This window comes from Psychrosphaera sp. 1_MG-2023 (genome assembly GCF_030548245.1).
Classification (GTDB): Bacteria; Pseudomonadota; Gammaproteobacteria; order Enterobacterales; family Alteromonadaceae; genus Psychrosphaera; species Psychrosphaera algicola.
On sequence record NZ_JAUORW010000012.1, the window covers coordinates 40,514 to 54,224 of the forward strand.

Annotated in this window: 14 protein-coding genes; 10 read left to right on the forward strand and 4 right to left on the reverse strand. The window is 40.8% G+C overall.

Annotation, left to right across the window (positions count from 1 at the left end):
* Positions 1-39: 39 nt before the first annotated feature.
* Positions 40-504 carry a transcriptional regulator ArgR gene (gene argR / locus Q4575_RS12440; protein WP_215965271.1) on the reverse strand — a complete coding sequence of 155 codons (465 nt, stop codon included), beginning with the start codon at positions 502-504 and terminating at the stop codon, positions 40-42.
* A gap of 141 nt (positions 505-645) precedes the next feature.
* On the opposite strand from argR, the gene mdh reads away from it, so the two are divergent.
* A complete protein-coding gene (gene mdh / locus Q4575_RS12445; protein ID WP_303523106.1) occupies positions 646-1,584 on the forward strand; it encodes a malate dehydrogenase in 939 nt (312 codons plus the stop codon).
* A 227-nt stretch (positions 1,585-1,811) separates the two neighbouring features.
* Here mdh and ispB read toward each other — a convergent pair whose 3' ends face one another.
* Positions 1,812-2,783, reverse strand: coding sequence for an octaprenyl diphosphate synthase (gene ispB / locus Q4575_RS12450; protein ID WP_303523107.1), 972 nt, complete (start codon positions 2,781-2,783; stop codon positions 1,812-1,814).
* 272 nt (positions 2,784-3,055) lie between these two features.
* On the opposite strand from ispB, the gene rplU reads away from it, so the two are divergent.
* From rplU to Q4575_RS12475, 5 genes are all read left to right on the forward strand, one after another.
* The gene (rplU, locus tag Q4575_RS12455) at positions 3,056-3,367 is read left to right on the forward strand and encodes a 50S ribosomal protein L21 (RefSeq protein WP_215965274.1); all 312 of its coding nucleotides are present in this window, start codon (positions 3,056-3,058) and stop codon (positions 3,365-3,367) included.
* A 19-nt stretch (positions 3,368-3,386) separates the two neighbouring features.
* The gene (rpmA, locus tag Q4575_RS12460; RefSeq protein WP_215965275.1) at positions 3,387-3,644 is read left to right on the forward strand and encodes a 50S ribosomal protein L27; all 258 of its coding nucleotides are present in this window, start codon (positions 3,387-3,389) and stop codon (positions 3,642-3,644) included.
* Between the two features lie 145 nt (positions 3,645-3,789).
* Positions 3,790-4,947 (forward strand): Obg family GTPase CgtA, encoded by a 1,158-nt coding sequence (gene cgtA / locus Q4575_RS12465; protein WP_215965276.1) that lies wholly within the window; start codon positions 3,790-3,792, stop codon positions 4,945-4,947.
* Positions 4,948-4,966: 19 nt separating this feature from the next.
* The gene (gene folA / locus Q4575_RS12470; protein WP_303523108.1) at positions 4,967-5,461 is read left to right on the forward strand and encodes a type 3 dihydrofolate reductase; all 495 of its coding nucleotides are present in this window, start codon (positions 4,967-4,969) and stop codon (positions 5,459-5,461) included.
* 89 nt (positions 5,462-5,550) lie between these two features.
* Positions 5,551-5,922: a DUF3718 domain-containing protein gene (locus Q4575_RS12475; protein WP_215965277.1), complete on the forward strand. Its 372-nt coding sequence runs from the start codon at positions 5,551-5,553 to the stop codon at positions 5,920-5,922.
* A 34-nt stretch (positions 5,923-5,956) separates the two neighbouring features.
* Here Q4575_RS12475 and Q4575_RS12480 read toward each other — a convergent pair whose 3' ends face one another.
* Positions 5,957-8,458 (reverse strand): EAL domain-containing protein, encoded by a 2,502-nt coding sequence (locus Q4575_RS12480; RefSeq protein ID WP_303523109.1) that lies wholly within the window; start codon positions 8,456-8,458, stop codon positions 5,957-5,959.
* Between the two features lie 177 nt (positions 8,459-8,635).
* Between Q4575_RS12480 and queA the strand changes: the two genes are divergently transcribed.
* Positions 8,636-9,694 carry a tRNA preQ1(34) S-adenosylmethionine ribosyltransferase-isomerase QueA gene (queA, locus tag Q4575_RS12485; RefSeq protein ID WP_215965279.1) on the forward strand — a complete coding sequence of 353 codons (1,059 nt, stop codon included), beginning with the start codon at positions 8,636-8,638 and terminating at the stop codon, positions 9,692-9,694.
* Positions 9,695-9,735: 41 nt separating this feature from the next.
* Here queA and Q4575_RS12490 read toward each other — a convergent pair whose 3' ends face one another.
* Positions 9,736-9,996, reverse strand: coding sequence for a hypothetical protein (locus Q4575_RS12490; RefSeq protein WP_303523110.1), 261 nt, complete (start codon positions 9,994-9,996; stop codon positions 9,736-9,738).
* Positions 9,997-10,215: 219 nt separating this feature from the next.
* Here Q4575_RS12490 and tgt point away from each other — a divergent pair, with 219 nt between their 5' ends.
* The 3 genes from tgt (at position 10,216) to secD (ending at position 13,704) form a co-directional block, all read left to right on the forward strand.
* The gene (gene tgt / locus Q4575_RS12495) at positions 10,216-11,349 is read left to right on the forward strand and encodes a tRNA guanosine(34) transglycosylase Tgt (RefSeq protein ID WP_303523111.1); all 1,134 of its coding nucleotides are present in this window, start codon (positions 10,216-10,218) and stop codon (positions 11,347-11,349) included.
* A gap of 93 nt (positions 11,350-11,442) precedes the next feature.
* A complete protein-coding gene (gene yajC / locus Q4575_RS12500; protein ID WP_215965282.1) occupies positions 11,443-11,778 on the forward strand; it encodes a preprotein translocase subunit YajC in 336 nt (111 codons plus the stop codon).
* Between the two features lie 66 nt (positions 11,779-11,844).
* Complete coding sequence (gene secD, locus Q4575_RS12505) at positions 11,845-13,704, forward strand: protein translocase subunit SecD (protein WP_215965283.1); 1,860 nt, start codon at positions 11,845-11,847, stop codon at positions 13,702-13,704.
* The last annotated feature ends 7 nt before the right edge of the window (positions 13,705-13,711 follow it).

Consider the following 13,711-nt stretch of genomic DNA (forward strand, 5'->3'; position numbering starts at 1 on the left):
CATGAAAATATGCGGATTTTTTTATTTTTGGCTAGTTATCTAGACAGTTTCAAACAATTGTTTCACGTTTGTTAGGGTATGTTCAATCTCACTTACCTTCAATGGTGCGATGAAAATAGTATCGTCGCCGGCGATTGTTCCAAGCACACCTTCGGCTTTTCCAACTGAATCGAGTAAGCGAGCAATGAGCTGCGCAGCGCCAGGACTGGTTCGGATTATAACCATAGACTCGTTGTGTTCTACATCGAGCACTAATTGTCTAAGAGGGCTCTTAGCGGTAGGCATACCAAGCTCTGCAGGCAAGCAGTAGACCATTTCTTGTTTGGCATTACGGGTTCTAACAGCGCCAAATCGAGTCAGCATCCTTGAGACTTTAGATTGACTTACATTGTCAAATCCTTGAGCTTTTAGGGCGTCAACGATATCGCCTTGCGATCCGAAACGTTCTTCTTTTAGTAATGCTTTGAACGCTTTTATTAGCTCTTCTTGTTTGGTTTGACTCATGTAAATATTTTCCCCCACATTTAACAAATAAATAATAATTCATTTGTCGCTATAATACTAATTGCTATTTGAGTTTTTACTCATATTTAAGTATGGTTTGCCGGAAATCGTACTCTATAACCAATTAAACTGGAGAAATACATGAAAGTTGCAGTTTTAGGTGCCGCTGGTGGTATCGGTCAGGCTCTATCTTTATTACTAAAAACTCAGTTACCACAAGGTTCTGAATTAGCATTGTACGACGTAGCACCGGTTGTTCCAGGTGTTGCTGTTGACTTGAGCCACATCCCAACTTCTGTAAAAGTTGAAGGGTTTGGGGCAGACGACCTTGATAAGGCGTTAACGGGTGCAGACATTGTATTGATCCCAGCTGGTGTTCCACGTAAACCGGGTATGGATCGTTCTGACTTGTTCAACATCAATGCAGGTATCGTTAAAAACTTGGTTGAAGGTATTGCTGACCATGCACCAGAAGCATGTATCGGAATTATCACTAACCCTGTTAATACGACAGTTGCAATTGCTGCTGAAACGTTAAAAGCAAAAGGTAAATACAACCCAGCGAAATTGTTTGGTGTTACGACACTAGACGTTATTCGTGCAGAAACGTTTGTTGCTGCAGTTAAAGGTTTGGATTGTGAAGATATTGTAGTGCCTGTTATTGGTGGTCACTCTGGTACAACAATTTTACCTCTTCTTTCTCAAGTTGAAGGCGTAGAGTTCTCTCAAGAAGAAATTGAGCAATTAACTCACCGTATTCAAAATGCAGGAACAGAAGTTGTTGAAGCCAAAGCGGGTGGCGGTTCTGCTACTTTGTCTATGGGTCTAGCAGCAGCACGTTTTGCACTAAGCTTAGTAGACGCGCTTAACGGCGAAGAAGACGTATTTGAATACACATATGTTGAAGGTGACGGTTCTGATGCTCGTTTCTTCGCACAGCCAGTATTAATTGGTAAAAACGGTGTTCAAGAAATTCTTCATTATGGCGAATTAAGTGAATATGAAGAAAAATGTAAAGCTGAAATGATTGAAGGCTTACGTGGTGATATTAAACTAGGTGAAGATTTCGTTAACGCGTAATTAAACTTAAAATATCGTCAAAAAACCGCTTTGGGGCTTAGCCCTTAAGCGGTTTTTTATTATTCAGTAGGCGGTAAAATTACTGCTTTGATACGGGTTCAGTCCACCGTTTATGCCTAAGTCATACCTAAGCAAAGTTTATTTATGTGATATTGCTTTATTACTACGTGACCAATTTACTAAATAAATTGGCCACGTAAACTTAAAGTGGAACTAATGGTAAGAAGTTAATTCGTTCGATGAACGGAGATATGTGCTAAAGAAACAAGCGCTTGCTTAAATTCAGACTCTTCTAAACAGGTTAATTGCTCTATCGCTTTGTCTGCTTCTTTCTCGGCTTTTATTCTCGTATATTCTAAGGCACCGGTTTGTTCCATCGTTGCTATGATGTCTGAGAGGTGGGGAAGGCCATCACCGTTTTGAATCGCAAGACGAATTTGTTCAGACTGTGCACCTGTGCTATTCCACATGGCGTATAGCAGAGGCAAAGTCGGTTTCCCTTCTGCTAGGTCATCACCGGTATTTTTACCCATGTCGCCGGCTTCTGAAGTGTAATCCATTACATCGTCAATTAGCTGAAATGCCGTACCTAAATGCATGCCATATTTTTGCATCGCTTGTTCAGTTGCCTCATCTGCACCTGCAATAATAGCCGAGAGTTGCGTTGCCGCTTCAAATAATCGTGCGGTTTTACCATAAATGACCTCAAAATAACTTTGTTCAGTGGTGTCTGGATCATTACAGTTCATTAACTGCAAAACCTCGCCCTCTGAAATTTCATTGGTCGCATTGGCTAAAATATCCATAATACGCATGGATTTTAAGCTAACCATCATTTGAAACGAGCGGGTATAAAGAAAGTCACCCACAAGTACACTTGCTTGGTTACCAAACACTTCATTGGCGGTCTCTTTGCCACGGCGCATCGTAGATTCATCGACAACATCATCATGGAGTAATGTTGCGGTATGGATGAATTCAATTATGGCCGCTAAAGTAGAATGGTTATCACCTTCATAACCCAGCGCTCGCGAGGCTAATACGGTTAACATAGGGCGAATGCGTTTACCGCCACTATTAACGATATAAACACCTAATTGGTTAACTAACGCGACATCTGACTTTAATTGAGACGCGATACACTGATTTACGGCTTGCATGTCGGGACTGGCAAGTTCGATGATTTTCTGAATTTCCATCAACTGCTTTAAAATTTTAATTCAACTTGCGGCAAAGTGTACCTGAGTACACACATTATCTAAATACAAAATAGATTAAGAAATCTAAATCATCATAAAATAAGTAAACTTAAATGGGCAATCTACCGCTTTTATCTGATTTAGTAATTAAATGTCGTTTTTTATTCATTTAAACGTAATTAGTGCTTGCGTCTATTTTGCATCTCATTTAGAATTCGCGCCCTGTTTTACAGATTAAAATTGTGCGAAGAACGCACAGGAGACGGAGTAATATGTACGCGGTATTCCAAAGTGGTGGTAAACAACACCGTGTTGCTGAAGGCCAAACCATTCGTCTTGAGAAACTAGACGTAGAAACTGGTTCTGCAGTCGAGTTTGATCAAGTGTTGTTAGTTGCTAACGGCGACGATGTAAAGGTTGGTGCGCCATTAGTATCTGGTGGTAAAATCACAGCTGAAGTTGTCTCTCACGGTCGTGGTGAGAAAATAAAAATTGTTAAATTTAAGCGTCGTAAACATTCACGTAAACAAGCTGGCCATCGTCAGTGGTTTACAGAAGTGAAAATTACAAGCATTAACGCTTAATTAGTAGAGGAACTATAAAATGGCACATAAAAAGGCTGGTGGTAGTACTCGTAACGGTCGTGATTCAGAAAGCAAACGTTTAGGTGTTAAGCGTTTTGGTGGAGAAACAGTATTAGCCGGTAATATTATCGTTCGTCAACGTGGTACTAAATTCCACGCTGGCACAAACGTTAGTATGGGCCGCGACCACACATTGTTTGCTACTGCAGAAGGTAAAGTTAAGTTTGACGTTAAAGGTCCACTTAACCGTAAATACGTGAGCATTGTTGCTGAATAATATCAGTAACTGTAAAGTATTTTAAAACCCCGCTTATGCGGGGTTTTTTATTTCTAATGCATACATACTAGAATAGTGGCAGCTTTACCCATCCCGAGATATAGTGATAGGTAGGCGCTTTAGAACAACAAGAGTTAATTGCGAAATGAAATTTGTAGATGAAGTAGAAATCAAAGTCGACGCTGGTGATGGCGGTAACGGCGCGATCTCGTTCCGTCGTGAAAAATATGTACCTAATGGTGGTCCAGACGGCGGCGATGGTGGCGATGGTGGCGATGTGTTTTTACTCGCAGATGAAGGACTCAATACCCTTGTAGATTATCGTTTTGAGCGTTTTCATAAAGCCCAGCGTGGCCAAAATGGCATGGGTAGAAATTGCACAGGTTCACGTGGTGAAGATTGCATATTGTCAGTACCAATCGGTACTCGCGCTCGAGACTTAGACACAGACGAAATCATTGGTGACTTGACCAAACACGGTCAAAAGTTATTGGTGGCCAAAGGTGGATTCCACGGATTAGGTAATACGCGCTTTAAAAGTAGCGTTAATCGTGCACCTCGACAAAAAACCAATGGTACGCCAGGTGAAGTTAGAAACCTACAAATGGAACTGTTGTTATTAGCTGACGTAGGTATGTTAGGTTTACCAAACGCTGGTAAATCGACTTTCATCCGGTCAGTTTCAGCAGCTAAACCGAAAGTCGCTGATTATCCATTTACCACACTTATTCCAAATTTAGGTGTTGTCCGTGCGGGTAACTCGTTTGTTGTTGCGGATATACCTGGCCTAATTGAAGGTGCTGCAGATGGCGCTGGCTTAGGGATCCGATTCCTCCGCCATTTAGAACGTTGTCGCGTACTGTTGCATTTAGTCGATATTTTACCTGTTGATGGTTCTGATCCAGTCGACAATGCACGAGTTATCGTTGGTGAATTAGAACAGTACAGCGAAAAACTTGCAGGCAAACCGCGTTGGTTAGTCTTTAACAAGATTGACTTGATGTCAGAAGAAGAAGCAAACGAGCTTTGTAAATCTATCGTTGAACGCTTGGAGTGGGATGGGCCTGTTTACCAGATTTCAGCTTCCACCGGTCAAAATACAAAAGATTTATGCAACGATTTGTCAGACGCGTTAGAAGATATGCCGAGAGAAATTGTTACGGATGAAGATGAGAAAGTTGAATTCCAGTGGCATAGTTACCATGAAGAAGCGTTGGAAGCGGCTGCAGGTGATGCAGATGACGAAGACGATGAAGATTGGAACGAAGATGACTACGATGTTGAAGTCATCTACAAGCCATAATTGAGATTAGGAAAGCCGCGTGACTAAGATTTCATTAATTGCCGCGATGGCCCACGATAGGGTAATAGGCAGAGATAATGACATGCCTTGGCATATGCCTGCCGATTTAAAGCATTTTAAATCGGTAACGCTTGGTAAACCGGTCATTATGGGGCGTCGGACATTTGATTCAATTGGCCGACCACTGCCGGGTAGACAAAATATTGTCGTCACTAGTAATAAAGATTGGACGCATGAAGGGGTCGATGTTGTACATTCACCTGAAGATGCGCTCACTTTGGTTGAAAAAGAAGCTGAAGTAATGATCATTGGGGGTGGTAAAATATACCAACACTATTTATTATTAGCGTCGACCTTGTATCTAACTTTGATCGATATAACGATTAATGATGGTGATACACAATTCCCAGATTGGGAAACCGTCGGTAGTTGGACGGAAGTGGACAAAGAAAGCCACCTCCCTGACGAGAAGAATAGCTATCCTTATCAGTTTGTTACTCTTGTAAAGGATTAGGGGTTTTCCTTAAATTGACAAAACATAGACTTGAATAACAATAATTCTGTGGTAATGTCCTTAATAATAATAAAAAAGCGAGAATGTTTATGAAGTTTGTAACAACACTATTGTCTGTTTCTTTGATTTTAGGTGGAATTGCGTTTTCAACTCCAGCCAAGTCTGCAGATATGGCTTCAGTGCTTGCAGGATTTTGCGATAACGTTGCAACTGATAACAAATCACGTGTCCGTAAGAAGTTAAAAGAAGCCGGCGTAAAACTACGCCATATCTATGACGGCATAACTTGTGGCGGAGAGAACTTGGTTCGTTACGCAATGACAAAAAATGCTCAAGGCGCGGGCGAGTTTATCGTTAAACGTATGCCAGCATCACATTTTGCTGATTCAGGTGATTTAGATTGGGCAAATGCCAATGGTCACGGAGATTCAGAGATAGCCAAAGCAATTAAAGACAGATAATTTAAAAATTATTTGGATAAAAAAAGCCACTTTATTAAGTGGCTTTTTTATTGTGTGCGAATTGAAAGTCTTTAACGTCATCAAGTTGTAATGGTCGGCCGATGTAATATCCTTGTGCATATCGAACCCCCATTTTCAACAACTCGTCAAAGATATCGGCGTTTTCAACAAACTCCGCGACGGATGTCTTACCTAACGCGGTTGCGACTTCTGCAATAGCACTTACAAGAGTTTTATCAACCGAATTATTGTTCATGTCTTTAACAAAACTACCGTCAATTTTAACAGAGTGTGCCGGCAGTTCTTTCAAATAAGCAAAGGTACTAAAGCCCGTACCAAAATCGTCTATGGAAAACTCACAACCTAGTGCGCTTATGGTCTCAATCATCCGCCTTGTGCCACTTACATTAGTTAAGCTGGCTGATTCAGTGAGTTCGAATATAATTCGATGACCATCGACATTGTATTTTTTTAGTTTTGATTCAATAAGTGGCGCTAAGCGTTCATCTGAAAAAGCATGTGCAGAAAGGTTAATGGCCACACGGTGTAATTCAGGGTTACTACTCAGGGATTTTAATGCTTGGTTAATCACTTGATGATCGAGAAAACTAATGTCCTCTGCACGTTCAAGCGCAGGAATAAACTCGTTTGGATAAGTTAACGTATCGCCATGTTGCAGTCTGACCAACGCTTCAAAGTAGGCCACTTTGTTTTCTTCAAGATCCCAAACTGGCTGGAAGTGCAGTATTAAATTGTCATTAATAACAGCATCTTGTAGCCGGTGTACCCATTTCATATTGTCGAATTGCATTGTCGATTCAACGTCATCTTCTGCAAAACAATGAATTTGATTTCGGCCTTTATTCTTGGCCACATACAAAGCGATATCAGCTTGTCGGAGGTATTCAGGCGCTGTGCTGTGGCCGTCTATTTCTGACAGACCAATACTGGCGCTGATTTTATAGGTGTTGTTGGAAAATTGAAAATGGGTATCGGATATTTGCTTACAAATATTATTGCCAATCGTTTTTGCGTTTTCCATTGTTGTACTGGACAACAGGATAACAAATTCATCACCACCAACTCGGCATAAAATATCTGACTGTCTAAGGCGTTGCGAAAGTATCTGAGACACTTCTCGAAGGACCATATCACCCGTTTGATGACCTTCTGTATCATTAATTACTTTAAAGTGGTCAAGGTCGATGTAGAGCAAACAGTGGCTGTCATCTCCGCGTGACGCAAGGAGTGTCAACCGACTCAGTTGCGTATCAAAGTAATATCGATTATAGAGACCAGTTAACGTGTCGTGTAATGCAAGGTGACTTAATTTTTCTTCTGCTTTTTTACGATCATGAATATTATCAACTGTCGCACTTAAACCTGACGTTACGCCATTTTTAATTATTTTATGCAGCTTAATCTCAACCCACAAATCGTAATTGTAAGCCGTTCTAATTTTGACCTCTTCGGTAGAGGATGTTTGATTCAACTTCAACATGCTGTTGATTTTGGCGGTGAATCTGACAGCGCCTAATTCATCAACTTCAATAAACTCGAGTAAGTTTTTGCCAATACATCGTTCAATCGAAAACCCAGTTAAACTGCGCCAGGTTTTGTTCAGGAATTTTATTTTACCGTCTTTATCTAATTCAATGACAACAGAACTCAAGTTCTCTAGAAGGGTTGTATGCTCGTCAAAAAGGTCGCGAAATTTCCGTTCACTTTGTTCTAGCTGCGATACTTTTTGCGCAAATTGATTATTGCTGATCATAAAGTCATTGCGTCGCGCAGCCCGTTCACAAATATTAAGAACTCGGGAAGGATTTAAAGGGCGGTAGATAAAGTCACTTGCGCCATGGATCATGTAATATTCGGCAACTTCAATATCGTTCCTAGGAACGATAACGACACATGGGATTTCGGGCAGTTCTTGATGTACAGCTTTGATTAATTCTGACGCTGTGTTGTCCGGCAGTGCATTATCAACGATTAGAAAGTCAATGTTTTGTTGGCGGAGAATAGCCAAGCCATCTTTGGCATTTGGAACGGTGAAGGTCTCAAATTTTGAATCAATAAGTAATTCGATTTCCGACGCTAAGCTTTTGTCCGCCATAACATTTAAGGCGGTCATTTTACTACTGATCGGTAATGAGAGAGAAAACGCGTCGGCTAAGATTTCGTTTACTTTAGATGTTTCACTTTTAGTTAATACCGCGTTTATACCAAATGCTTTAGCTGTGGCTTCGGCAATACGTTCACTGTGAGTGTCGGTCAACAATACGATAGGAATTTTACGGTCGCATACATAAATGTCCGATCGAATTAAACTTGATAGACACCAACCATCAACATCACCGATATCAATATCTGAAATGATAAAGTGAAAATTATTATTTTTTAACTTTTCAATTGCACTTCTGCTGTTTTCAACAGTATGGATATCAAACAGTTGTAAACTTCTAATTCGATTACTTAGTTGTACACGATTCTTAGGATCAGATGTAATGAGTAGTAGGGGAAGTTTGCGATCCACGAAATTACAACCTTTATATTACGCGTTCATTTAACGCATCTGTGCCTAAAAAGACCTTTACTCTATAAAGAAACGAGAATTTAAACAAGTCGTGAATAAGATAAGTACCACAAGTTGGGGATTTCTATTAAAGACTGGTAGAATATCGCGAATTTTACCAACTATTTGAGGTTAGATGTGCAAGTCGCCGATTTCCATTTTGATTTACCCGAGCAGTTAATTGCCAAAGCACCTAAAAGTGAACGCAGTAGTAGCAAACTAATGGTGTTAGATGGCAATACGGGGGAGGTTAACCACAGGGTATTTTCTGATATCGTGTCGTTGGTAGAACCTGGTGATTTACTTATCTTTAACAATACTCGTGTTATTCCAGCCCGGATGTATGGCAAAAAAGAATCTGGCGGAAAAGTTGAAATTTTAGTTGAACGATTGATTGACGAAGCTTCTGTCTTAGCGCATGTCAGAGCCAGTAAAGCGCCAAAGCCCGGGACGATTCTTATTCTAGAAGAGGACGTTCGGGCAGAAATGATCCAGCGCCACGATGATTTATTTGAATTGCGGTTTCTTACAGACTCCACAGTTCTTGAGGTTTTAGAACAAAAAGGGCATATGCCACTGCCACCATATATTGACCGTCCGGACACAGAATCTGATAGAGAACGTTATCAGACGGTTTATAACGAAAAGCCAGGTGCGGTTGCTGCACCAACGGCTGGTTTGCATTTTACTGAAGGGTTATTAGCGGAATTAGCCGCAAAAGGTGTGCAAACTGAGTTTGTTACTTTACATGTAGGCGCTGGAACGTTCCAGTCGATTCGTGTTGATACGGTGACCGACCATAAAATGCATGCTGAATATGCAGATGTGTCGGCAGAGGTTGTTGAAGCAATTCAAAAAACTAAAGCGAATGGAAAACGAGTCATTGCGGTCGGGACAACGTCGGTGAGATCAATTGAATCGGCGGCTTGGAAGTCAGAGATGCAAACGGGTCAATATTCGCAATTAAAACCTCTAACTGGCGAAACCGATATTTTTATTTATCCTGGATATGAATTTAAAATAGTTGATGCGATGGTCACTAATTTTCATTTACCTGAGTCAACCTTGATCATGTTGGTGTCTGCTTTTGCTGGTCAACAACATATTTTGAATGGCTATAACTTAGCGGTTGAAAATGAATACCGATTTTTTAGTTACGGTGACGCGATGTTCTTAACTAAAAAAACGGTTCCATAGCTGATGAAAGAAAATGGTAGAGCGGAAAACCGCTTTACCATTTAGACTTGCACTCGGCCTTTTCTAAAATATTTATACAATCCAACCAAAGACGCTGCTATCCAAAACAGTTCAATGACAAAACTCGCTAAGTTAAAATTAATGCAAAGGCTAATCAGCAGCAAGATTGCGCCAACCAAATTAAGCATATTGTAGATCACGCCTTTGGGATCCATTTTATCCAATTGGATCATGAAATAGGCAAGAACAATCGAAAAAGTGCCGCACATACCAATGATGTCGGCAATTATTGAGGTAGACATTATGACTCCTAAATCTCTATACAGATTAAAATAACCTGGCGCGGTTCCTTGGAGACATGCCCATGCAGCGTGCGCTGACTTCCATTTGGCAGAAGTTGCCATTGTAATTCACCTAGTTGATTATTCAATAGGGATTTTTACTAAGAACTCAGATATAATGCGCGCAATTTTAGAAGACTTAATCAAGCTAAATAGTGCTTGTCATTTTAGAGACCAACGATGAAATTTGAATTGATCAACACCGACGGCAAAGCTCGCCGTGGTAAATTAAAGTTTGATCGCGGAGAGGTAGAAACTCCTGCGTTTATGCCGGTCGGTACTTACGGTACGGTTAAAGGGATGACACCCGACGAATTATTAGAAACCGGTGCTCATATTTGTTTAGGCAATACGTTCCATTTGATGTTACGTCCAGGCACTGAAATTATTCGTAAACACGGCGATTTACACGACTTCATGAATTGGCAAAAACCAATTCTGACAGACTCGGGTGGTTTTCAGGTATTTAGTTTAGGCGATTTGCGCAAGATAACTGAAGCCGGTGTGGAATTCCGTTCACCAATTAACGGTGAAAAGATTATGTTAACGCCAGAACGTTCAATTGAAGTTCAACGCGATTTAGGCGCTGACGTTGTGATGATTTTTGACGAATGTACGCCATATCCAGCGACAGTTGAAGAAGCTAAAACGTCAATGGAATTGTCATTACGATGGGCACAACGTTCTAAAGAAGAACACGGTGACAGCAAAGCGGCATTGTTTGGTATCGTGCAAGGTGGCATGTACCCAGACTTACGTGAAGTTTCACTAGCGGGTCTAGAAGAAATAGGTTTTGACGGTTACGCCATTGGTGGATTGTCGGTTGGTGAGCCTAAAGAAGATATGATAAATATCTTAGATACTACGGCTTACAAATTACCAGAACAAAAGCCTCGTTATTTAATGGGGGTTGGAAAGCCTGAAGATATCGTTGAAGCGGTAAGACGTGGTATTGATATGTTCGACTGCGTAATGCCAACTCGAAATGCTCGCAATGGTCATTTATTTGTTACTGACGGTGTTGTTAAGATCCGTAATGCACGTCATAAAGACGATACGGGCACACTTGATGCTGGATGTGATTGTTATACCTGTGGTAATTATTCCCGTGCTTATTTACATCACTTAGACAAATGTAACGAAATTTTGGGCGCTCGTTTAAATACGATCCACAACCTTCGTTATTACCAACGATTAATGCAAGGCTTACGTGATGCAATTCAAAACGATCGACTAGATGAATATGTTGCTGAGTTTTACGCATTACGTGATTTACCTGTTCCGCCAATGTCGGATGAAGGGTTAAACAAATAGCTTAAAATTAGTGGACGAGGCATTGTATAAACGCTGTTTCGTCCTTATATAGAATTTCATTGTAAAAATTATTAAAGAGATTAAGGGAAATCCATGAGTTTATTCATTTCTAACGCATATGCCGAAGGCGGCGCTCCAGCTGCAGCTGCAGGACCTGACATGTTGATCATGTTGTTAATTTTCGGTGTGATCTTTTATTTCATGATCTACCGTCCACAGGCTAAACGCGTAAAAGAACATAAAAACCTAGTATCGTCACTTGCAAAAGGCGATGAAGTTTTAACGGCTGGCGGCATGATTGGTAAAATCACTAAAGTTGCTGACGATAAAGACTTCGTTCGTGTTGAACTTGCGGAAGGTATTGAAGTAATGGTTCAAAAAGGCTCAATTAATTCTGTTTTGCCTAAAGGCACAATAAAATCAATTTAGTAGTTGTTAAGTCCGGCTTAGCCGGGCTTTTTCATTTAACGATAATAATTATAAAAGGGTCTTAACGTGTTAAATAAGTATCCACTCTGGAAATACGTCATGGTGGTGTTGGTACTGCTTATCGGCGGGTTGTATTCTGCACCAAATCTCTACGGCGAAGATCCCGCCATCCAAGTATCTGGCGTCCGTGGCGCTGAAGTTAATGCGTTAGTATTAGACACTGTTGTGGCTAAGTTAGATGAAGCCAAAATAGAATATAAAAAATCAGAATTGGCTGAAGGTCGTATTTTAGTTCGACTTAAGCGTGAAGATGATCAATTAAAAGCAAAAGAAGCGATTGGCGATAGTTTAGGCGACGGCTTTGTAGTAGCGTTAAACCTTGCTCCTGCAACACCTGGATGGTTACAGGCCTTTGGTGCTGGTCCACTTAAGCTTGGTCTTGACTTACGTGGTGGTGTGCATTTCCTTATGGAAGTGGACATGAAAGAAGCCATGAATAAAAAATTCACTGAAATGGAAGAAGACTTTAAAGCTGACCTTCGTGAAGAGAAAATTTATTATCGTCGTATAGCGCAAACCGGTTCTGGTGAAGCTGTCCGAGTTCAAATTCGAAAAGCTGAAGAATTAGACGACGCCCGTCGCTTTATCGAGAAAAAATATCCGGATCTTGTCGTTATTGAAGATAGCAAAACAAGTGAACCTGACTTGTTAGTTTCAATGACGGAACAAAAAATCAAAGAAACGCGTAATTACGCGGTTGACCAAAACATTACTATTATTCGTAATCGTGTAAACGAACTCGGCGTAGCTGAACCTTTAGTTCAACGTCAAGGGCAAGAACGAATTGTTGTGCAATTACCAGGTGTACAAGACACTGCACGTGCGAAAGAAATTTTAGGCGCCACTGCGACATTAGAATTTAAAATGGTTTATCAAGACGGTGATATTGGCGCTGCTATGAACGGCCGTGTTCCACCAAAAGCTAAACTATATGACAGTAAGAAACAGGGACCTGTTTTACTTGAGAAAAAAGTAAGACTTACGGGTGACCACATAGTTGACGCACAAAGTTCATTTGATCAATACGGAATGCCGCAGGTAAGTATTTCATTAGATACAAAAGGCGGCAATAAAATGTCGGCGATGACAAAAGACAACATTGGTAACCCAATGGCTGTTGTGTTCATCGAATACAAGCCAACTGAAGTAAAAGACAAAAATGGCGTTTCGATTCTTAAAAAATATGAAGAAGTTATTAGTGTTGCAACGATTCAAGCGCGTTTAGGTCGTAACTTCGTTATTACCGGTTTGGATTCGTCATCAGAAGCACATAACCTTGCCTTGATGTTACGTGCGGGTGCGCTAATTGCGCCAATTCAAATTGTTGAAGAACGTACGGTTGGTCCAAGTTTAGGTCAAGAAAATATCGATGCTGGTTTTAATGCCGTAATGTTAGGCTTTGGCTTAGTTTTACTGTTTATGCTGGTTTATTACAAAAAGTTTGGTCTTGTTGCAAACGTCGCACTAGCTGCAAACTTAGTTATGATCATCGGTGTAATGTCTATGATCCCAGGCGCAACACTAACCCTTCCTGGTATTGCGGGTATCGTATTAACCGTTGGTATGGCAGTTGACGCCAATGTACTTATATTTGAAAGAATAAGAGAAGAGTTGAAAGATAACCGTAGCCCTCAACAGGCGATTCATCATGGTTATGACAGTGCTTTCTCGACAATTGCCGATGCCAATATCACAACGTTTATTGCTGCGGTTATATTGTTTGCTATAGGTACTGGACCAATTAAAGGCTTTGCGATTACGTTAGCCATTGGTATTGCTACTTCCATGTTTACTGCCATTGTTGGGACACGTGCAATCGTGAACGCAACATGGGGTGGTAAACGAATCGAAAAACTTTCGATATAACTCGGCG